20 protein-coding genes are annotated in these 21,964 nt (G+C 45.5%); 7 read left to right on the top strand and 13 right to left on the bottom strand.

The genetic code is table 11. The features are described 5' to 3' along the window. Nucleotides 1-21 precede the first annotated feature (21 nt). Nucleotides 22-3,222, top strand: coding sequence for an efflux RND transporter permease subunit (locus tag ACKI5J_RS03335; RefSeq protein ID WP_407426491.1), 3,201 nt, complete (start codon nt 22-24; stop codon nt 3,220-3,222). Nucleotides 3,223-3,350: 128 nt separating this feature from the next. Then, a complete protein-coding gene (locus ACKI5J_RS03340; RefSeq protein ID WP_407426493.1) occupies nt 3,351-4,367 on the top strand; it encodes a LacI family DNA-binding transcriptional regulator in 1,017 nt (338 codons plus the stop codon). Here ACKI5J_RS03340 and uxuA read toward each other — a convergent pair. After that, nucleotides 4,364-5,551 (bottom strand): mannonate dehydratase, encoded by a 1,188-nt coding sequence (gene uxuA, locus ACKI5J_RS03345; protein WP_407426495.1) that lies wholly within the window; start codon nt 5,549-5,551, stop codon nt 4,364-4,366. The two genes, ACKI5J_RS03340 and uxuA, sit on opposite strands and share 4 nt — an antisense overlap. A 20-nt stretch (nt 5,552-5,571) precedes the next feature. Continuing rightward, nucleotides 5,572-6,414, bottom strand: a complete 843-nt coding sequence (locus ACKI5J_RS03350) for an SDR family oxidoreductase (RefSeq protein WP_407426497.1) — start codon at nt 6,412-6,414, stop codon at nt 5,572-5,574. Between the two features lie 187 nt (nt 6,415-6,601). On the opposite strand from ACKI5J_RS03350, the gene ACKI5J_RS03355 reads away from it, so the two are divergent. After that, entirely contained in the window at nt 6,602-7,189 is a 588-nt protein-coding gene (locus ACKI5J_RS03355) for a Crp/Fnr family transcriptional regulator (protein ID WP_407426499.1), read from the top strand. A 5-nt stretch (nt 7,190-7,194) separates the two neighbouring features. Here ACKI5J_RS03355 and yiaK read toward each other — a convergent pair whose 3' ends face one another. After that, entirely contained in the window at nt 7,195-8,166 is a 972-nt protein-coding gene (yiaK, locus tag ACKI5J_RS03360; RefSeq protein ID WP_407426501.1) for a 3-dehydro-L-gulonate 2-dehydrogenase, read from the bottom strand. 103 nt (nt 8,167-8,269) lie between these two features. Between yiaK and ACKI5J_RS03365 the strand changes: the two genes are divergently transcribed. After that, nucleotides 8,270-8,992, top strand: a complete 723-nt coding sequence (locus ACKI5J_RS03365; protein ID WP_407426504.1) for a pirin family protein — start codon at nt 8,270-8,272, stop codon at nt 8,990-8,992. Then, nucleotides 8,992-9,294: a hypothetical protein gene (locus ACKI5J_RS03370; RefSeq protein WP_407426506.1), complete on the top strand. Its 303-nt coding sequence runs from the start codon at nt 8,992-8,994 to the stop codon at nt 9,292-9,294. The genes ACKI5J_RS03365 and ACKI5J_RS03370 overlap by 1 nt, the downstream gene beginning before the upstream one ends. Here ACKI5J_RS03370 and ACKI5J_RS03375 read toward each other — a convergent pair. From ACKI5J_RS03375 to ACKI5J_RS03385, 3 genes are all read right to left on the bottom strand, one after another. Continuing rightward, nucleotides 9,275-9,880, bottom strand: a complete 606-nt coding sequence (locus ACKI5J_RS03375; RefSeq protein WP_407426508.1) for a thioredoxin family protein — start codon at nt 9,878-9,880, stop codon at nt 9,275-9,277. The two genes, ACKI5J_RS03370 and ACKI5J_RS03375, sit on opposite strands and share 20 nt — an antisense overlap. Before the next feature lies 1 nt (nt 9,881). Continuing rightward, nucleotides 9,882-10,325, bottom strand: a complete 444-nt coding sequence (locus ACKI5J_RS03380; protein ID WP_407426510.1) for a TlpA disulfide reductase family protein — start codon at nt 10,323-10,325, stop codon at nt 9,882-9,884. A 154-nt stretch (nt 10,326-10,479) separates the two neighbouring features. Next, complete coding sequence (locus ACKI5J_RS03385) at nt 10,480-11,307, bottom strand: energy transducer TonB (protein WP_407426512.1); 828 nt, start codon at nt 11,305-11,307, stop codon at nt 10,480-10,482. A 259-nt stretch (nt 11,308-11,566) separates the two neighbouring features. Between ACKI5J_RS03385 and purL the strand changes: the two genes are divergently transcribed. Next, entirely contained in the window at nt 11,567-15,235 is a 3,669-nt protein-coding gene (gene purL / locus ACKI5J_RS03390) for a phosphoribosylformylglycinamidine synthase (protein ID WP_407426514.1), read from the top strand. Nucleotides 15,236-15,294: 59 nt separating this feature from the next. On the opposite strand, the gene xth is transcribed toward purL, so the two are convergent. Then, nucleotides 15,295-16,104, bottom strand: a complete 810-nt coding sequence (xth, locus tag ACKI5J_RS03395; protein WP_407426516.1) for an exodeoxyribonuclease III — start codon at nt 16,102-16,104, stop codon at nt 15,295-15,297. A gap of 223 nt (nt 16,105-16,327) precedes the next feature. Here xth and ACKI5J_RS03400 point away from each other — a divergent pair, with 223 nt between their 5' ends. Beyond that, a complete protein-coding gene (locus ACKI5J_RS03400) occupies nt 16,328-16,645 on the top strand; it encodes a hypothetical protein (RefSeq protein WP_407426518.1) in 318 nt (105 codons plus the stop codon). Between the two features lie 107 nt (nt 16,646-16,752). Here the strand turns inward: ACKI5J_RS03400 and ACKI5J_RS03405 are convergent, their stop codons facing one another. From ACKI5J_RS03405 to ACKI5J_RS03430, 6 genes are all read right to left on the bottom strand, one after another. Then, complete coding sequence (locus ACKI5J_RS03405) at nt 16,753-16,911, bottom strand: FeoB-associated Cys-rich membrane protein (RefSeq protein ID WP_407426520.1); 159 nt, start codon at nt 16,909-16,911, stop codon at nt 16,753-16,755. 216 nt (nt 16,912-17,127) lie between these two features. Further along, the gene (locus tag ACKI5J_RS03410) at nt 17,128-18,246 is read right to left on the bottom strand and encodes an ABC transporter permease (RefSeq protein ID WP_407426522.1); all 1,119 of its coding nucleotides are present in this window, start codon (nt 18,244-18,246) and stop codon (nt 17,128-17,130) included. After that, the gene (locus tag ACKI5J_RS03415) at nt 18,243-19,349 is read right to left on the bottom strand and encodes an ABC transporter permease (RefSeq protein ID WP_407426524.1); all 1,107 of its coding nucleotides are present in this window, start codon (nt 19,347-19,349) and stop codon (nt 18,243-18,245) included. The genes ACKI5J_RS03410 and ACKI5J_RS03415 overlap by 4 nt, the downstream gene beginning before the upstream one ends. Before the next feature lie 10 nt (nt 19,350-19,359). Beyond that, a complete protein-coding gene (locus tag ACKI5J_RS03420; protein ID WP_407426525.1) occupies nt 19,360-20,106 on the bottom strand; it encodes an ABC transporter ATP-binding protein in 747 nt (248 codons plus the stop codon). Further along, nucleotides 20,103-21,023 (bottom strand): ABC transporter ATP-binding protein, encoded by a 921-nt coding sequence (locus ACKI5J_RS03425; protein WP_407426527.1) that lies wholly within the window; start codon nt 21,021-21,023, stop codon nt 20,103-20,105. Before ACKI5J_RS03425 ends, ACKI5J_RS03420 begins: the two co-directional genes overlap by 4 nt. After that, nucleotides 21,020-21,964 (bottom strand): HlyD family secretion protein, encoded by a 945-nt coding sequence (locus ACKI5J_RS03430; RefSeq protein ID WP_407426529.1) that lies wholly within the window; start codon nt 21,962-21,964, stop codon nt 21,020-21,022. Before ACKI5J_RS03430 ends, ACKI5J_RS03425 begins: the two co-directional genes overlap by 4 nt.

Genomic DNA, 21,964 nt, shown 5'->3' on the forward strand with positions numbered 1-21,964 from the left:
TTTTATAGTAGACAAATCTATATGATCTCAGAAGTATTCATACGGCGACCCGTCACCGCTATTGTCATCTCGATTCTGATTGTAATGATAGGTGTTATCGTATTAACAACCTTACCAATCAGTCAGTATCCCAATATTGCTCCGCCAACGGTTACCGTAACCGGCACCTATACAGGAGCGGATGCAGAAACTGTTGAAAAGACAGTCACAACGCCGATAGAAAGTCAAATCAACGGTACTCCGGGCATGTCGTACATGTCATCGAACAGTACCTCCGATGGCCGTTCATCGATTACCGTAACCTTCGATGTCGGTACCGATATTGACATCGCCACCCTTGATGTTCAAAACAGGGTAGGTATCGCAGAACCTGCACTGCCTGAAGCGGTGCGACGTCTTGGAGTAACTACCAGAAAGGCCAACACTGATATCTTGATGGTACTGGGACTATATTCTCCTAAGGGTACCCACGATATGAAATTCATGTCCAACTACGTTAACTTGTACCTCAGAGATGCGATTATGCGCGTCGATGGTGTGGGTGATGTACAGGCATTCGGACAACCTTTCAGTATGAGGGTTTGGCTTGACGCAGGAAAATTAGCGCAGCTTAATCTCACTCCTGCAGATGTATCAGCTGCTATTCAGGAACAAAACGTACGTGTTCCGGGTGGTAGCGTAGGCGGCCCCCCTCAACAATCGTCTCAGGTATTTGAGTTCCCTGTAATCCTCGATGGAGACCTTGACACTGAGGAAGAATTCGAAAACATAGTAATTAAGACGGGCGCTGAGGGTTCTATTGTTTATCTTAAAGACGTAGCGAGGGTTGAACTGGGAGAATTTTCTTACGCTACGCGTTCCATGGTGAACGGTAAAACTGCTTCCATGATGGCTATCAGTCAGATGCCCGGCGGAAATGCCGTGCAAACTTACGAGGGTATCGAAAAGACGCTACAGGAGCTAAAAAAATCGTTCCCGAGTGACCTTGATTACATCATCAGTTACGAAACCGTATCCGTAATCAATGTCTCTATCAATTCCGTTATCCATACCCTCATAGAAGCGCTTATTCTGGTAACGCTTGTCGTGTTCCTCTTCCTTCAAAGCTGGAGGGCAACACTGATACCCGTTCTTGCTATTCCGGTATCAATTATTGGTACCTTCATCTTCTTTACGCTTTTAGGCTTTTCCATCAATACCCTTACGATGCTGGCATTCGTACTCGCTATTGGTATTGTGGTCGATGACGCGATTGTGGTAGTGGAGGCCGTCCAGCACTACATTGACCATGAAAAGCTGTCTGCAAAAGAAGCAACCATGCGTGCAATGAAGGACATAACAGCGCCGGTAATAGCCATCGCGCTTATTCTTGCGGCTGTTTTCATACCCGTAGGGTTCATTCCTGGCATGGTCGGGCAGCTTTACCAGCAGTTTGCCATTACGATTGCGGTATCAGTAATCATCTCGGCGTTCATAGCACTGTCTCTTACACCGGCTCTTTGTTCCATTCTCCTCGTTCCGATGAACCTGAATAAGGAATCTAAAGGAATGAACAAATTTTTCTATAAGTTCAACAGCTGGTTCCACAGGGTTACGAACAATTATTCCGAGGGAGTGAAGTGGTGCATCCGCAAAGCTCCAATGGTCATCATCATCCTGGTTTGTATATATATCGGAACAATCGGATTATTCAGAAGTAAATCAGCAGGGTTCATCCCGTCTGAAGACGCAGGTATATTCCTGATGGGTATTACACTGCCTGAAGGGGCATCTGCATCCCGTACTGATGAATTCTTATCCAATGTTACACAAAGAATCCAGAAAGAGATCCCCGAAGTAAAGAACATCACCTCTATCGCCGGAATTAACATTTTGAACAGATCGTTCAAATCCAATGCAGGTACATACTTTGTGCAGATGAATCATTGGGATGAACGTAAGCGTACTGTTCAGGAAGTACTTGGGCAGATTCAGGGAATGTTTGCGGGCGCAAAAGAAGGTAGTGTACTGGCTGTCGCCCCTCCGGCTATCCCCGGACTTGGTGTAAGTGGCGGTTTCAACATTCAGATTGAAGAACAGCAGGCTGGAGATATCAAAGACTTCCAGGCAGCAGTGTTCAAATTCCTGGGAGCTGCTAATCAACGCCCGGAAATCGGCATGGCATATACACTGTTTAATGCTAACACACCAAACTATCAGCTGACAGTTAACAGAGATCAGGCGAAGAAAATGGGAGTATCGGTTGGTACGATCTATAGCACTATTTCCAGCTATCTCGGAAGTGCATATATCAATGACTTCACCCGATACGGGCGAAACTTCCGTGTGGTAACTCAGGCCGACACTACTTACCGTCAGCATATTGAGGACATCGGAAACCTGTATGTCAAGAATGTAGCAGGGAGCAACGTTCCATTAAGTGCTTTGGTTACCTATGAAATGGTCCAAAAACCATCTATCATCAATCACTACAACTTGTTCCGCGCTATTGAAGTGAACGGTAGTGCCGCACCTGGTTACAGTAGCGGTGACGCCTTAACTGCGCTTGAGGAAGTCGCAGCGCAGACCCTGCCTCAAGGTTATACTTATAGCTTCTCAGGACTAAGCGCCCAGGAGCAGGAATCCGGAAATAGTACGATGTACATTTTCGCTCTTTGTATTGTGTTCGTGTTCCTTTTGTTAGCCGCGCTTTATGAAAGCTGGTCGGTACCGTTCTCTATTCTGTTATCAGTTCCTTTGGGGGTATTCGGAGCGATCCTCGCGTTGACATTCCTTCCGAAAATTGATAACAATATCTTCGCGCAGATTGGGTTAGTGACACTTATCGGATTGGCAGCCAAAAACGCCATCTTGATCGTCGAGTTTGCCAAAGAGCGTGTAGATTGGGGGATGGAGCTGGTTGCGGCAACTATTGAAGCGGTTAAGCTACGTCTACGCCCGATTATCATGACTTCTCTTGCATTCATCCTGGGTATTGTTCCTTTGATGTTGTCAACGGGAGCAGGAGCAGTGTCCAGACAGACGATCGGATGGACAGTGTTCGGTGGTATGCTTGCTGCAACGATACTGGCTATTTTCATCGTACCCGTACTGTTTATATTGATCACACGTTTCGCGTATGGAAAAGAGAAATTAGCTGAACTTCAGGCAAATTACAACCCTGACGATCATAAGGATACTCTGCATGCAGATGACAATGATGAAAACGACGGCAATTATTAATTAAACGTCACCCCTATAAAGCCGGCCCATTTACTAATGGAGCCGGCTTTTTTTTTGTAACGAGCCTGGGTACTTTCGTCTTCATTCCGAACATTCAGTTATATAATTGATATCTTCGCAGCGGGATTATGGACCAAGTAAACTTAAAACGGCTTGCTAAAGAATTAAACCTGGCAATATCTACGGTCTCCAGGGCTTTAAGCGATAGCTATGACATCAGTGAAGAAACAAAGAAGAAAGTCGTTGCCCTCGCTAAAAAGCTTAACTACCAGCCAAATCCTTTTGCCAGAAGCCTCAGAAACCGCAGCAGTAAAACGATAGCTATTATATTACCGGAGATCGCAAACAACTATTTCTCTGTGGCGATCAATGGCATTGAGGAAGTTGCACAGGCTAATAATTATCATGTGCTGATCTATATCACACACGAAAACCTTCAGAAGGAAGCTGATATAGTAAAGCTACTATTAAATGGCCGCGTGGACGGTATTCTGATGTCGCTGTCCGGCGGACCAGAAGACACAGAGCACCTTAAAGAATTGCAGGAAAGCAAGGTGCCTGTCGTATTTTTCGATCGGGTATCCGACACCATTGAAACCGTTAAAATAACTACCAACAACTTCGAAAGCGGCTATCTGGCTACGAGCCATCTCATCAGCAGAGGGAGCAAGAAAATAGCTTACCTCACCTATTCAGGCGATTTATCGATCGAACAACAGCGCATGAAAGGATATATGGAATCCGTCTCCAAGTGTGGACTTCTGCACCGGGAAGAGTTTATTGTTCGGTGCAATACAAATTCCGCAGAGAACTACAAAAAAATAAAAGACATTTTTAGTGATAATGACAGGCCTGATGGTGTATTTGCTTCCGTAGAATCCTTAGCTATATTAGCTTATGAGGTATGCGCTGAACTGGGTTTACGCATACCGCAGGATGTGAAGATAGTTGGCTTTTCTAATTTAAGAACAGCATCATTGCTAAACCCTGCATTAACAACAATTACGCAGCCTGCCTTTGACATGGGGAGAGAGGCGGCAATCGCTTTGTTTGAAGCCCTCAAGAAGCCTCATTTTAAAATGGAAAACCAAACAATAGTTCTTCGCTCAAACCTGATTGAGCGAAGATCTACTGCATCTAACTAAATCCCTTTGTTTCTACGGATGGCGACTTCAAGACCTCGCAGTTCTGCAAGACCACGTAACCGGCCGATGGCTGAATACCCCGGATTAGTCTTCTTTTTAAGATCATCCAGCATTTTATGACCATGATCCGGGCGGAACGGCATACGCAGGTCTGTTCTTCCTGCTGCCTTACGCCTCTCCTGCTCCTCTACTAAAGCCTTCATAACGGCATACATATCTACATCTCCGTCAAGATGATCTGCTTCATGGAAATTTCCCTCAGCATCCCGGCGGGTACTTCTCAGGTGGATGAAGTGAATTCTGTGACCCAAACGTTCAACCATCCCTGCAAGATCATTATCTGCTCTAACGCCGAAAGAACCGGTACAATAAGTCAACCCGTTATTTGGACTGTCCACAGCCTCAAATAGCTCCACAATATCGGCTTCCGTACTTACTACGCGGGGTAAGCCAAGGATGGGAAACGGAGGATCATCAGGGTGGATACATAATAAGACTCCCGCTTGTTCAGCGGCAGGAACGATCTCCGATAAGAAGCTGTACAAATTCGCTTTCAGTTCTTTAGGTCCGGTCGCATCATATCCGGCCAGCACTTTCAGGAAATCTTCCAGAGAGTAGCCCTCCTCAGAACCCGGAAGTCCTGCGATAATGTTTTTTACGAGTGCTTTCTTATCCTCTTCCCCTAAAGACTCGAAGTACGCTTTTGCCTTTTGCTTCTGCTCGTCCGTATAGGTCGCCTCTGCACCCGGTCTGTTTAAAATATAAAGCTCGAATGCTGCAAACGCCGCCGCTTCAAAACGCAAAGCGGTAGAACCGTCAGGCATTTCGTAATCAAGATTGGTTCTTGTCCAATCCAAAACTGGCATGAAGTTGTAACATACGATGTCAATACCGCATGCACCCAGATTAGTCAGCGTCTGCTTATAGTTGTCTATATACAGCTGATAATCTCCTGTACGTTTCTTGATATCCTCATGAACAGGAACGCTCTCCACCACAGACCAGCTCAGCCCTGCAGCTTCCACTTCCTGCTTTCTTTTCATGATCTCCTCTTTAGTCCAAACCTGACCGTTTGGAACATGGTGCAGCGCGGTAACAATACCCGTAGCACCTGCCTGTTTGATATCTGAAAGAGAAACCGGGTCCTTTGGACCGTACCATCTCCAAGTTTGTTCTAATGCCATATACTCGATTTTATTACTGATTAAACACCTGAAAACGCACTAAAGCCGCCATCTATCGGAATGACAACACCCGTAACAAACAGCGATCCATCACCACACAGCCATAACAACGTGCCGGTAAGATCATCCGGTGTTCCGAAACGACTCATTGGAGTATGAGAGATGATGGTATTCCCACGGTCAGTAAGGCTCCCGTCTGTATTCGTAAGCAATGTCCTGTTTTGTTCTGTCAGGAAGAAGCCGGGCGCTAAAGCATTTACCCGAATACCCACTTTAGAGAAATGAACGGCAAGCCATTGTGTAAAGTTCGATATCGCTGCTTTCGCACCACTGTATGCAGGGATCTTTGTCAACGGAGTAAACGCATTCATAGACGATATATTAATGATAGACGCCCCGCTTTTACCAATCATATCTTTGGCAAACACCTGCGTTGGCAATAGTGTACCAATAAAGTTCAGATCGAAAACAAACTTGATTCCTTCAGGATCCAGATCAAAGAACGTCTTCAGTCCCTCTTCCGTAGAGCTAAGGTCTTCTGCCAGCAGGAAGCTTTTTGACGTCGTTCCTTTTGGATGATTTCCACCTGCTCCGTTAATCAGGATATCGCAAGGGCCAAGTAGCTCGTTCACTTTCTGATGAGCAGCTTTCAGACTCTCAACGTCCAGAACATTACATGCAACGCCCACAGCATCGCCGCCTTTTTCTCTGATCTCCGCCGCAACCCGTTCGGCTGTTTCTTCTCTCAAATCTAAAATGGCAATCTTTGCTCCTCTGTCTGCTAAAGCTTGAGCCATTGTACTGCATAGCACGCCACCACCACCGGTTACAACTGCTACTTTACCTGAAAATTCTGATGACATATCCTTATTTGGTTATTTAAATTGTTGTTTGCTCAGTAAAATTGATGAAAATATCCTTGTGAAGACAGCGTTTGACCGGATTTATTTACGGAATCGTTTTCGGGAAAAAGCTTAAAATCAGCCCCCGTTTGACATAGGAGCGCACTATTCCCGTAACCCTAACATTTTTGTTATAACTTTAGCTATTATGACCGGAACAGACCTGATACTGGAAAACATTGCATCTTTCATTTCACTTGAGCCCAGGGAGAAGGACCTGTTTGTGTCGCTTTTGAAACCCGGCCTGATCCCCAAAAAGAAAGTGACTCTCCAAACCGGAGAAATCTGCCGTTATTCAACCTTTGTAACGCGGGGCTGCCTCAGAGGATATAGTTACGATAAAAACGGAATGGAACACGTGTTGAACTTCGCTCCAAAAGGTTGGTGGATAGCCGATATGTATAGCCTGATTTCGCAAAAACCCGGCATGCTGAACATAGAAGCACTGGAGGAAACGGAAGTCTTAAAGCTGTCAAAAAATAACCAGGAGCTCCTTTACAGAGAGGTTCCAAAATTTGAACGCTTCTTTCGGATCATAATAGAAAAGTCGCTCGTCGCATCACAGCAGAGAGTACTCGACAACTTAAGCCTCACCGCAGAAGAGCGCTACACCAAATTTTGTGATAAATATCCCAGTCTAACGGAATACATACCCCTCAAACAGGTAGCCTCGTATATTGGTGTAACTCCCGAGTTTTTCAGCAAAATGAGGAACAACCTGCTTAAAAAAAAGTAGGCTGACTACAAATTCAGTATGTCGTTCCAGATCCTTTCATTTACAGGGATCCCGCCAGTCGCATGCTTGTTTCGTTTAGAAAGTGTACTTTCACCCGGATATCTCACCTCTTCCGGATGGCCGAGTTTCGTGAAGTCAAGGATTTGCTCTACAAGGGCAGCATTTCCTGACCCTTGCTTTATCGCAATAAAACATTGCGAAACGCCCGACTCGGAGCCTCCTCCGGTAATAACCCCTGTGGATCTTCCGCCGCTAAGAGCGGTGAGCAAGACGTCGACCAACAACGACAATCCTGACCCTTTCCAGTATCCGATCGGCAAAGCCCGCTGCGTCTCGATGATCTTGACCGGATCTCTTGTCAGCTCCCCTTCCTGGTCATAACCACCCGGAAACGGGAGATGTTCGTCCCGGAATTTATATTCCTGGATCTTGCCAAAAGAATACTGAGATACGGCCATGTCCAAAACGATGTGGCCTCCAACCCGGGGTACGGCAATAACGATCGGGTTATTACCTAACCGCGGCTCCGTCCCGCCCCAGGGAGTGACATTGGCAATTGTATTGGTGAAACAGATGCCAATGAAGCCCGCTTCCGCTGCTTGCCAGCCGTAGGTTCCCCCGCGCATCCAATGATTCGTATTTTTAATGAACACACAACCGATACCAAACTCGCTGGCCAGAGATATTGCCCTATCCATACAATGGATTGCATTCGAAATGCCGGGAGCCAGGTGCCCTTCCCAGTTCTCAAGGGCAGACATCCCGTCAATACGTTCCGGCTCAGCAGACGGATCAACCAACCCCTCCCTCACCGCCTTTACAAACACCGGAAACCGGTTCAATCCGTGGGTATGAACACCATCTCTGCTATTTTCTGCAAAGGTCCGGGCACATAGTTCCGCCTTCGCATCTCCAAATCCGTTTTTCAACAAGACTCTCTTAAACTCCTGCTGTAGCGTAGTAAAATCAACATTCATATCTGCATAGCTTGATTCACATCAGGTTAAAGGTATCGATTGCATCTCGCTTTTCTTAACCTAAATTAAGTGCCCGGTGTTTGCACAGCGATAACTTTGTAGTATGAAAAAATCAGTATTACATCAAGCAGCAACAAGAGGTTCAGCCGATCATGGATGGCTGAAAAGCTTCCACACTTTCAGCTTTGCGGGATACTACAATCCTGAACGCATCCACTTTGGTGCGCTGCGAGTGCTGAATGACGACACAGTAGATGGAGGAAGAGGCTTCGGCGACCATCCCCATGATAATATGGAAATTGTATCAATCCCTCTCGAAGGCGAACTTCAGCATAAAGACAGTATGGGAAACGTCGCTGTTATAAAAGCCGGAGAGATTCAGGTCATGAGTGCCGGTACAGGAATCTATCATGCAGAATATAACAAAGACCCTAAGGAGCCTGTAAAATTCCTTCAAATCTGGATATTTCCAAATAAGAGGGATGTTACTCCCCGCTATGATCAGATTAACATGAACATCGATAATAAACCGAACGTTCTTAATCAGATCCTCTCTCCAAATAAAGATGACGAGGGAGTCTGGGTTCATCAGGATGCATGGTTCCACATAGGACGCTTTGATCAGGGCAAACAGGCTACCTATAACTTAAAAAAAGAGGGAAACGGCATCTATTTCTTTGTCCTGAAGGGTAGGCTAAGGGTGGAAGGACAGGAGCTGGAAACAAGGGACGGCTATGGCCTATGGGATGTTTCAGATGCTCAGCTTGAAGCAACATCCGACGCTGAATTTCTTATTATGGAAGTTCCCATGGAAGTTCGTCTCTAATGCGGAATATAAAAATTCTCGCCATCGGCACCAATGAGCAGATTATGGAGACGATTTTACGCCTAATCAATCAGAACCCCATGTGGCAAGGGGATATAGCCCTGTCTTCGCAGACAGCGGGGATGATGTTAAATGCACCAAACTACGATCTTATCCTATTGGGATCAGGATCAGACGAAAGTGAAATCCGCCTGATCCTGAAAGATCGAATGCTAAACATCCCCGTTGTATTACATTACGGAGGTGGAAGTGGATTGCTGTTATGCGAAATCAATCAGGCCCTTAAGCCTTCTTCCATTTAACGGTGCATCCAACCGCCTTCGTTTTGCTGACGGAGGGTTTCTTTCCGTTCATCAGTTCATTCACCGCATTCTTAACAAATGTCGACCTGGAAGGATTGCTTTCATCCTGATCATTGTCAATGGCGCCGGTATATTCAACAACATTTCCTTTGGCTGTCTTCGACAGAATGTATACCGTTGGCGTATGGGCGGCACCAAATCGCTTAGTCAATTGCTGATCAGCATCCACCAGGTACGGAAACTTGAAATTCTTTTCTTTCGCGCGCTCCTGCATCTTTCCAAAACTGTCTCCTGGCGAGGCAACCGGATCGTTTGTATTGATGGCAATCACCGGGTAACCCTGAGCAGCGTACTCATCGTTAAGAGCGACAATACGGTTCTCATAATCTTTGGCAACCGGACAGGTATTGCAGGTAAAGACCAGAATAAAGCCCTTAGCTGATTTAAAATCAGCAAGTGACACCATTTTGTCGTCAACATTTTTTAAACGAAAGTCTTCCACAACCGAACCAACGGTATATCCTTGTGCGGATAGCTTCATGCAAACAGCAAGCAACAGGAAGCACGACATAACAACTTTTTTCATCTTAATGGGGTTTTATAGTTAGCGTTTTAAGTTCTTCAAAAGAGAATTCCCGTTCATAAAAATCACGCCTTGAAGAGGCTGCATGGACGATAAGAGTTGCCGGCACAGAACCGCTCCAACTTTTATTTACATGGTCTATGAACTTCTGTTGATCCGGCTCGTCAAAAATATACACTTCTGATTGGAGCTTATGGGTTTTTACAAATGGATCAACAACTTGGGATAGTTTGGATTTCGAGTCAACACTAACCAAAATCACTTTAAGGGGCGATGAGCTCTTCTCTGCCTGCAGCCTTTCAAAATGCGGCAGCTCCTCCACACAGGGCGCACACCATGTGGCCCAAAAATTGACAACAAAGGTAGTATCCTTACCGCTTGCCAATCTTTTATCAAAATTTTCAAGGCTAAGCAGCTTCACCTGGGCATTGCCAACTGAAGCTATCATACAGACCATAATGATACACAGGTATTTCATAGTATAGGCTGGTGTCTATACAAACTTAGGCATTAAATAAAAGCGAATCAAAAGTTTAGCCTTATTTAATGCCTGACACCTTCATCTTATGAAGACCAGAGCCCCCGCCTCCGGGCTGCACCTGCTATTGGGCTTCAAGATTCAACATAATCGGAAGTGTATATTGAACCCGTACCGTTCTCCCGTTCTGCACACCTGCCCTCCATTTAGGTGATTTCTTCAGCAGGCGCATCGCCTCTTCGCCGGTTCCCAATCCCATATCTCTGAGAACTTTTATATCCGTCAGACTTCCATCCTTCTCCACTATAAAGCTTACAATCACTCTTCCTGAAACTCCCTGCTCCCTAGCAGCTGCCGGATAATTGTAATTTTTACTGATATAGCCATAGAATTTGGATAAGCCTCCCGGGAAATCGGGCATCTGCTCAATGGATACAATACTATAAACCTGTTCATCTTCAATAACCGCAGCATGAGTTATTGATGAGGTTCCTACCGCCTGGTCGATTACAACCTCTGCCCCGGGATCTCCCTTTACTGTCTCCGGACCGGGATCCGCAACTTTTAAGTCGTCTATCGTAGGGATTTCATCCACAACCTGACTGGCAGGAACCACCCTGGGAGGAACGAATTTGACCTGATCAGTACGTGGCTTGGGGGGCTCCACCACGGGCGGTGGTGGAACACTCTCGTCGATCGCCGGCGGAGATATCAGGACAACATCTGTTTGCAGGTCCGGACGTGCAGCCGACAGTTCAGAGTCAGCACCCTTCAAATATCTCGAAATCAGAGGAGCGCTCATCGCAAGAATAAAAAATGCCGATCCGAAAAGCATCGACTGAACAGTCGTGCGACTATTATTTTTGCGCAGCTGGTACGCACCATAGGCCTGATTTCGCCCGGTAAAAACGACATCTATCCATTGCTGATTGAAAATATCTAATTGTGCCATTGTAATTGAGTTTTAAATGATCCATTCACACGGGAATCATATCTAAAAACCCATTATCCTAGCGGTACCTCTACAGATGATGTGATTTAAAGAAGATCCTGATCCACTTTCTAGTAGGATGGCTTATGTCATAGAATTCCACAACATAAAACGCAGATTTTGAAAAAGCGCTTAAAAATGACTGAAAAAAATGGTTTATTCCCCTCATTCATTAGGCATTCCAAGCATTAAAACTAAATTTGCAAATCAAAACATTACAATGATCTATTTCTTCTCTAGTCAATCCAACATAGTTTTCGCAGTACAATCACAACAACAGCTGTCTGCGGGCGATATTCCCAAGCTGGAATGGTTATTTGGTGGTGCAAGCCTCAGTAATGAAAGCACTTTAACGGCTTCATTCGTTGGTCCCCGTGCTGCTATGATCACCCCGTGGAGCACCAACGCTGTGGAGATCACTCAAAACATGGGTATTCAGGGCATCATCAGGATCGAAGAATTCCACCGGGTAGAAGATAGCTTTACCGGCTTTGATCCTATGCTGTCTCAGAAATACAAAGAGCTGAATCAGGATCTGTACACCGTTAACGTAAAGCCTGAGGAGATCAAAGAAATTCAAGACATTGCTGCTTATAACACGCAGGAAGGACTCTCCCTGAGTAATGAAGAAGTAGATTATCTGATCAGCCTCTCTCAACGACTGGGACGCCCTCTCACTGACTCCGAAGTCTTCGGCTTTTCTCAGGTTAATTCCGAGCACTGCCGTCATAAAATATTTAACGGGAAATTTGTGATAGACGGCGAGGAACAACCCTCTTCCCTCTTTAAACTGATCAGAAAAACTTCTGAAACACATCCAAACGACATCGTATCGGCCTACAAAGACAACGTCGCTTTTATCAAGGGCCCTAAAGTTCTTCAGTTTGCTCCTAAGCGTGCCGATGTGCCCGACTACTACACAACAAGTGAATTCGAGTCAGTTATTTCCATAAAAGCCGAAACACATAATTTTCCTACTACCGTCGAACCATTTAACGGGGCGGCTACCGGTTCAGGAGGTGAAATCCGGGACAGGCTTGCCGGCGGACAAGGTTCATTACCTCTGGCAGGTACCGCTGTTTACATGACCGCTTTATCCAGACTGGAAGAAAACCGCCCCTGGGAAAAGGGCATGGAAGAGAGACAGTGGTTATACCAGACACCAATGGATATCCTGATCAAGGCATCTAACGGTGCTTCTGATTTCGGTAACAAGTTCGGACAGCCATTAATTACAGGATCTGTCCTGACATTCGAACATACCGAAGATAATCGCAAACTTGGATTTGACAAGGTGATTATGCTTGCAGGTGGAGTCGGCTATGGAAAAGCAAGCCAGGCGCAAAAGCAGAAGCCTTCAACCGGCGATAAAATCGTTATCCTCGGCGGAGAAAACTACCGGATCGGTATGGGGGGCGCAGCTGTATCATCTGCAGATACCGGTGCTCTTGGTTCAGGCATTGAACTTAATGCTGTTCAGCGGTCGAATCCCGAAATGCAGAAAAGAGCAGCAAACGCTGTTCGCGGTATGGTAGAAAGCGATAATAACACCATCATCTCCATTCACGACCATGGCGCAGGCGGACATTTGAATTGTCTTTCAGAGTTGGTGGAAGATACCGGCGGTAAGATCGATTTGGATAAACTACCTGTCGGTGACCCAACTCTCTCCGCTAAAGAAATTATCGGAAATGAGTCTCAGGAGCGTATGGGTCTCGTCATCGGACAAGAGAACATTGACACACTGAAAAGAATAGCTGATCGCGAAAGATCCCCGATGTACACCGTAGGGACTGTCACAGGCGATCACCGCTTTACATTTGAATCAGCAACTACCGGCATCAAACCAATGGATCTGGAGCTGAAAGATATGTTCGGCAGCTCTCCAAAGGTGATCATGGAGGATAATAAAATTGAAAGAAAATATCAGCCGTTGACTTACGATGCAGCAAACTTTAATACGTACCTTAACCAGGTATTGCAGCTTGAGGCCGTAGCATGTAAAGACTGGTTAACAAATAAGGTAGATCGCTGCGTAGGCGGACGTGTTGCCAAGCAGCAATGTGCAGGACCGCTACAGCTGCCCTTAAATAACTGCGGTGTTATGGCACTTGATTTCCAGGGAAAAGAAGGTATCGCAACATCAGTAGGCCACTCCCCTTTGACAGCACTGATCGATGCCGCCGCAGGAAGCCGTAACGCCATTGCAGAATCACTTTCCAACATCGTTTGGGCGCCTCTAAAAGATGGCCTGACCAGTGTTTCCCTATCCGCCAACTGGATGTGGGCATGTAAGAATGAAGGTGAAGACGCACGCCTTTACGAGGCTGTAAAAGCGTGTTCAGACTTCGCCATAGACCTCGGCATCAATATTCCAACAGGAAAAGACTCGCTGTCCATGAAACAAAAGTACAAGGACGGCGATGTAATTGCTCCGGGTACCGTTATTATATCAGCAGGTGGTAATTGCAGCGATATCACCGCTGTGGTCGAGCCGGTTCTGCAAAAAGATGGTGGTAACATCTATTACATCAACCTATCCGGTGATGACTATAAACTGGGTGGTTCCTCCTTTGCCCAGATACTGAACAAAATCGGCGATGAAGCGCCTGACGTGAAAAACGCGGCAAACTTCAAAACAACATTCAATACTCTTCAGGAACTGATAAAAGATGGCAAAATACAGGCCGGCCATGATATCGGAAGTGGCGGTCTCATCACTACTCTTCTTGAAATGTGTTTCGCTGACAGAGAGCTGGGAGCAGATATCGACCTCACCTCTCTCGGTGAGCAGGATATTATCAAGCTCCTTTTCGCTGAAAACATCGGCGTAGTGTTTCAAGCAGCCAGCGATGTGGAAGAGACGCTGTCTGTTAACGGCATCGGCTTCCATAGAATCGGTACAGTCAACGGTACCGCCAAACTGAACCTAACCAGCCGGGGGTCCGCTACATTAAACCTCGACATTGACGATTTACGCGACGTCTGGTTTAAAACCTCCTACCTCCTGGATCAAAAACAAAGCGGCCCTATAAAGGCTAAAGAACGTTTTGATAACTATAAAAACCAGCAACTGAAATACTCATTCCCCTCTCATTTTGATGGGAAGAAACCTGTTTTGGAAGAAGGCAAACCACGTATAAAAGCAGCTATCATACGGGAAAAGGGAAGCAACTCAGAAAGAGAAATGGCTAATGCCATGTATCTGGCAGGCTTCGACGTGAAAGACGTACACATGACCGACTTAATCTCTGGTCGCGAAACCCTGGAGGATATCCAATTTATTGGTGCAGTGGGCGGATTTTCCAACTCCGATGTACTCGGATCCGCTAAAGGATGGGCCGGAGCTTTTCTGTATAACGAAAAGGCCAGAATTGCGCTCGAAAACTTCTTTGACCGTCCAGATACCCTCTCTGTCGGTATCTGTAACGGTTGCCAGCTCTTCATCGAACTGGGCCTGATCAACAAGGACCACCAGAACAAACCTAAGATGCTCCACAATGATAGTAATAAACACGAAAGTGGATTTACTTCACTGACTATTCAGGAGAACAACTCCATCATGCTATCAAGCCTTGCCGGAAGCACCCTTGGCGTGTGGATCTCCCATGGGGAAGGTAAATTCCAGTTACCAATGGATCAGGATCAATACCAGATCGTAGCGAAATACGGATATGAGAACTATCCTGCTAATCCGAACGGATCAGGATACAATACCGCTATCCTATGCGATGACACCGGTCGTCACCTGGTGACCATGCCACATATTGAACGTTCGATATTTCAATGGAACTGGGCTCATTATCCGGCAGGACGGAAGGACGAGGTTACCCCATGGATAGAGGCTTTTGTAAATGCCAGAAAATGGCTTGAAGCGCATCAGAAATAGCCATAAAGGATTAATAAAAAAAAGAGCAAGCAGAATACACACTGCTTGCTCTTTTTTTATTAATCCTTTTTTATCCTGCCAGCTCGTTTAGCCATACCGTCTGCAAGCTCCATCCAAACCGGAGCATGGTCACTGGTCTTTTCCCAACCCCGTACATGCTTATCCACTCCCGCCGCAACCAAACGCTTGTCGAGCTCAGGGCTTAATAAGAAGTGATCGATACGCAGTCCTGCATCCCGTCCGTAGGCATTTCGAAAATAATCCCAAAACGTATATATTTTCTCCTCCGGATAAAGCTTTCTCAAAGCATCTGTCCATCCCTGATCAACAAGATTTTTAAACGCCTGCCTGACCTCCGGTCTGAACAAGGCATCTTCCACCCATCGTTCAGGTTTATATACATCCAGTTCGGTTGGCATCACATTATAATCGCCAGTCAAAACAACGGGCAGACCAGATTGCAATAGCTCAGCTGCATGCGTAGTCAGTCTTTCAAACCAACGCAGTTTATACTCAAACTTCGGTCCCGGAACCGGGTTTCCATTAGGCAGATACAAGCAGCCGATCAACATGCCGTCCACCATTGCTTCGATGTACCGGCTATGTTCATCCTCCGGGTCTCCGGGTAGTGCCCGTGACACCTCTTTAATTTCACGGTTCCGTGCAAGAATGGCCACCCCGTTCCAACTCTTTTGGCCATGCCAGATGGCGTTATACCCGGCATCCTGGATGGCTTGCCCTGGAAATTTCTCCTGCGGCGCCTTAAGCTCCTGAAGGCATACAATATCGGGCGCCGACTCTTCGAGCCATCGAAGTAAAACCGGCAGCCTGCCGTTAACTCCGTTTACATTATAAGTTGCTATTTTCATATCATGGAATACAAAAGTACACCGTTCTGTCTGTATTGTTTTCTGAAATATAAATCGTATACGCGCTGCCCCAGCCAGCAAACAGCTGACACCGGGAGGCCATTCTAAATTACTTAAAATCTGTCATTGCAAAATTGGCCAACGAAAGACGAGACTTTAACGTCAACATAGCAAACAGAACCATGAAGCTGCTTGTTATAAACTGGTATTTAACAAGATAGCTATGAAAACGATATGGAAAAGCCTGCTCTTGGCGTTAGTGATGAGCATGTCATTTGAGGCGATCGCTCAAAGCGGAAAAGACACCCTTGAAGTGAATCCGGACCCCGCAATTAAGAAAACCGCTAAGAAGGTCGGCAACAAAACTTCCGAGATTGCGGCGAAAGGGGCAGCCAAAGTTGTTGATAAAACGTATAAAGATAAAGTTGGACCGCAGGGTCAAACGATATATATCGACAATAAATCCCAATATTATTATGTTGATGCAAAAGGCAAAAAAGTTTACGTCAGCAAGGCCAAACTAAAACCTTCAGGAAAATAGCCTGATATGCGGGCACCTTCCATTAAACAGTTGTATAGAATGTTAATCAAACATTCACCACGAACCACATGCGAGGCTTAAGTCAGCTCCTTTTATAAATGGCTGCCTTAAGCCTCATCGTCGTTATGCTTGTCCGGTTTCAGTTCAGCCCGTGTGATGTCTTTCTGCAATTTTCTGCGATCCTTGCTATTTCTCCGGATCAGATAAACAACTAACGCAAGAACTGCTATTAATACCAAACCGGCAGTTAAATAATGAATATCCATAAGTTGGTATGTATTAAGATGAAACGAATTAACGCGATTTACGACTCGAGTGATATAAAAAAAAGCCAAAATCAGCTCGTTGGGTTAAGCAATCATGTACTTCCCTGCAAAGGTAAAAAACCAGTGTTAAGCCTCTGAGATCAATCTATTAACTTTTTGTCAAGCTTATCGGAACAAGGGCATCAGTCGCCCCAGAATACCAGCAAAACGTCATGTTCAACTCCTTTTATGATAACTCAAAATAGCCCATCCGTTTAGTAACAGGCCAAAACCAAGCATAGTAAAAATATGCCTTGATATATCCTCCAGGCCACTTCCTTTCAAAATGACCATTCGCATCACTTCCACAAAATAAGTCACGGGATTCAACCGCGTGAACCATATGGCCCAATTAGGCATGCTATCAATTGAAGTGTAAATCCCGCTTAGCAGGATAAGAACCATCATCAAAAAGAAAGAAATAAGCATGGCCTGCTGCTGATTGCTGGAATAATTAGAAATGAGCAGTCCCAAACCCAGTATGGCTAACAGATAGACGGCCGCAAAAACATAAATCACGTAGAAATGACCTACAGGTATAATACCGTAGATCACCCTGGCGATAAATAAACCAACAGTTAAAATCAATATTCCCAAAACCCAGAAGGGAATCAACTTTCCGAGAATAAAATAGTGCCTTTTTATGGGGGTAACGTTTATCTGCTCAATGGTTCCTATTTCCTTTTCTTTTACAATGTTTAAAGTGGCCAGAAAAGACCCCACCATCGTGATCAGCACAACCAGGATTCCCGGCACCATAAAGTGCTTGTAACTCATTAGAGGGTTAAACCAATGGGAATAAGTAACCTCAACCAGCGGTTCCGGATTCATCCTGGGGAACTCCAACCACTTCAGGCGGACATCCCGGTTGAAGTCCTGAATAATCATCCCCATATACGCGCCGCCTAAATTTGCCTTGACTCCGTTTATGGCATTTACCGACATGAACAGCGTATTCTCACTTTCCCTCACCAAATCTTTCTCAAACCTGAATGGGATGGTGAGTATCAAATCCGACCGGTCTTCTTCAATATCGTTCATTGCTCCTTTATAGGAAGCGCTGAAGCCGGTCAATTTGAAATAGCCTGAAGCGGTGATTTTAGAAACAAGCTGCCTGGAATAAGATGAATGGTCGAGATCTACGACACTAAGTTTGATATCTTTCATTTCATAATCTGCTGCAAGGGGGAGAATTAACAACTGCATGACAGGCATTATGAAAATGATGCGCAGAATCGCCGGATTACGGAAGATTTGCCTGAATTCTTTTTGAAGCAGAAATTTCAATATCCTCATACCAGCCTGATTTTAAACTTTTTAATACTAAGTATAAGCAGGAACATCATCATAGCCGCCAAAACCAAGGTTTCTTTCCATATAACAAAAAAGCCAACCCCCTTGATCATGACCGATTTCACAATGATATAGTACCATTTGGCCGGAACGATATTCGACAAAATCTGCAAGGGTAATGGCATGTTCTCAATCGGGAACATAAATCCGCTCAGCATAATCGTCGGCAGAAACATCCCGGTAAGTGAGATGAACATAGCCGTCTGCTGAGAATCGGTCGCGGTAGATATAAGAAGGCCTAAAGCCAGAGAAGTGAGCGTAAACAATATGCTTTCAAAGAGCAGCAGGGTAATACTCCCGTTAATAGGAACGTGAAGCACAAAAACGCTGAGCAGCAAGATACTGCAAATGTTTACCACCGACAACAGGAGATAAGGCACTGCTTTTGCAATGATGATTTTAAGTGGACGGACGGGAGATACCAACATAACCTCCATCGTACCGATTTCCTTTTCCTTTACAATGGTAATCGCTGTCATCATGGTACAGATAAGCATCAGAACCATCGACATAACCCCTGGAACAAAACTGTAGGCACCCTTCAACTGCGGATTATAGAGCATCCGGTATTCCATTTTAATGGTGTATGGAAGCTGGAGGCCGTCATTCATCCTGTTCTGGTAATCTCTGATAATGGAGGCTGCATAGGAATTTATTGTGCTGGCTACGTTTGGGTCCGAAGCATCGGTGATAAACTGTACTTGTGCCTTATTGAAGTGCCTTAAATCTTCAGAAAAGCGTTGAGGAAATACCAGAACCATTTTGATTTTACTCTTTCTGAATTCGGCTTCGATTTCTTTATAGGAGGAGAGCTGCTTTTGAACCGTAAAGTAGTCGCTGGCATCAATCTGGCTGATTAATTCAATACTTGCTGCATCCTTTGACTGATCAAGGACAGCAATAGCCGAGTTTTTCACTTCATTCGTTAAGGCGAAACCGAAGATAATAATCTGGGCGATAGGCATTACCAGCAGAATGAACAGCGTCCGCCGATCCCGAATGATGTGGTAAACCTCTTTCTTAACAAACGAAGAGAACTGTTTCATTAGAATAGTATTAATCTGCAGTTCTTACTGCTTTTCGTGCCAGCTTCAAAAAAACCTCGTCCATTGATTCTGCTTCGAAAGTCCTTTTCAGTCCCGAAGGCGTGTCCAGGGCTTCAATCTTCCCGTCTACCATAATAGAGATACGATTACAATATTCCGCTTCGTCCATATAGTGGGTGGTTACAAACACCGTTATTCCCTGCTCTGCTGCCTGATAAATTAAGCTCCAAAACTCCCTGCGGGTAACCGGGTCCACGCCGCCGGTGGGTTCGTCAAGAAACACGATGCCGGGTTCATGAAAGATCGCCACAGAAAATGCCAGTTTCTGTTTCCAGCCCAATGGAAGTGACTTAACCAGCTTTTTTGCCTCCTGTTCGAGATGTAGTTCTTCCAGTACATAGGCCGTCTTTTCCTTAATGAAGGCATCACTCTTTCCGTAAATACCTCCGTAAAACTGCATGTTTTCCTTTACGGTAAGATCCTCATAAAGCGAAAACTTCTGACTCATGTAACCAATGTTTCGTTTGATGTCTTCGGTTTGCTTATAGACATCGAAGCCTGCAACAGAAGCATTTCCGGAAGTTGGCCGCGAAAGCCCGCATAACATTCGCATAGCTGTTGTTTTTCCTGCGCCATTGGCACCCAAAAAGCCGAATATTTCGCCTTTTGCTACTTGAAAAGAAATGGCGTCTACAGCAGTGAAACGGTCGAACCGCTTGGTCAAATTTTCAGTGATGATGGCACTTTCCGTTTTCATGAGGTTTTCATCAGGGCAATAAAACAATCTTCAATCATAGGGCTCGTCGCACATATTTCAACATCTTCATGCCCTTTCGAAACAATAAGCCGGCGGATATCTTCCTTATCTGTGTTACCTTTAAGCACCAAATGGTGGTACTCACCAAAAGCATACGCATCCTCCGCAAATTCAAAAGCTTTCAAATCATTCAACAAGCGATACATTTTGGAGGAGCGTACCGCCAACAATGGCTTTCCGAAGCTCCCAGTTATCCCTTTAGGACTATTGACAGATAAAATATTGCCTGCTTGCAACAGGGCCACCCGGTCGCACAATTCAGCCTCGTCCATATAGGGGGTAGATACCACAATCGTAATCCCCTGTTGCTTTAATCCCTTGAGCATATCCCAGAATTCCTTACGAGATACCGCATCAACACCCGTAGTGGGTTCATCCAAAAAAAGCACCGAAGGCCGGTGGATCAGGGCGCAGCTTAAAGCGAGCTTCTGCTTCATCCCTCCTGATAGCTTGCCTGCTTTTCTGTCTTTAAACGGCTCAATCTGCGAATAAATATCTTTTATCAGGTCGTAGTTCTCTTGGATGGAGGTTTCGAAGATGGTAGCAAAGAACTCGAGATTTTCTGCTACCGTCAGATCGTGGTAAAGAGAGAACCTTCCGGGCATATACCCTACTCGCTTTCTGATGCTTTTATAATCCCGTACTACATCAAAGCCGTCTACTGTGGCCCTACCCTTATCAGCCAGAAGCAGAGTAGTCAATATCCTGAACAAGCTGGTCTTCCCTGCACCGTCGGGTCCGATAATACCATACAGCTCGCCCTGCTCAACCTCAAAAGAAATATTATTTAAAGCGCAGGTGAAAGCGTTTCTGCTGCCATACATTTTTACTATATGCTCGGCTGTTAAGGCTTTCATCTGATGTCTTTATTAAGAATCGCTTCGCCGTACATCCCTATTTTGAGATAGCCGTCATTCCTGACTACTACCTTCATGGCATATACCAGGTTTGCACGTTCTTCTTTAGTTTGAATGGTTTTTGGAGTAAACTCTGCCTGGTCCGATATCCAGGTAACGGTGCCTGCAAATTCTTTGTACTCATCTTCACCCTTATCTACCCGGACGTTAACACGCTGTCCCAGTTTAACGTCCGAAAGCTGGCTTCCGCTGATGTAAGCACGAAGCGTAATCATGCTCAGGTCAGCAATCTTATAGAGTGCTTTTCCCGGAGACGTCACCTCCCCTGCTTCGGCATATTTGGTAATCACCGTTCCACTGATCGGGTTCGTGATGTTGGCACGCTTTATCTGATCGTCTATCTGCTCTGCACGCTTTTGCAGAGGCCCACCCTCACTAAGGATGCTTCGGTTCTGTGTGCCAACGGTGTTTTTCTGCACACTAATCTGCTGACGGGTAACTGCCATCTCCCTTTCTAAAACATCAATCTGCGCATTGAGATCATCGAGTTGCTTTCCCGTAGCCGCATCTTCAGCCAGGAGATTAGCGGTCCGCTTTCGTTCACGCTGAAGGCTTGCAAGCCGCGAAGTCTGCACGAGTAACTGATTCTTGAGCAATTCAACCTGCGGACGAACATTCGTCATCTTTTGTTGCAGGGCTTTTATGCTTGCTTCCACCTGTGCTTTCTGAAGTATCAGGTTCTCAGCATCAATTAATCCAACTATTTTACCTTTTGACAATGCCTGGCCCTCTTCCAGATCAAATGAGATTATCTTACCGCCTATTTCTGAGGAAACCACTACTTCTTCGGCTTCAAATGTTCCTGAGGCATCTGCTTTATCCGGATCTTTGTTGCAGGATGCGAGTCCTGCCACAAGTACTAAAGTTAAAAGTCTGCTCAT

Source organism: Arcticibacter sp. (genome assembly GCF_045629565.1).
Taxonomy (GTDB): Bacteria; Bacteroidota; Bacteroidia; order Sphingobacteriales; family Sphingobacteriaceae; genus Arcticibacter.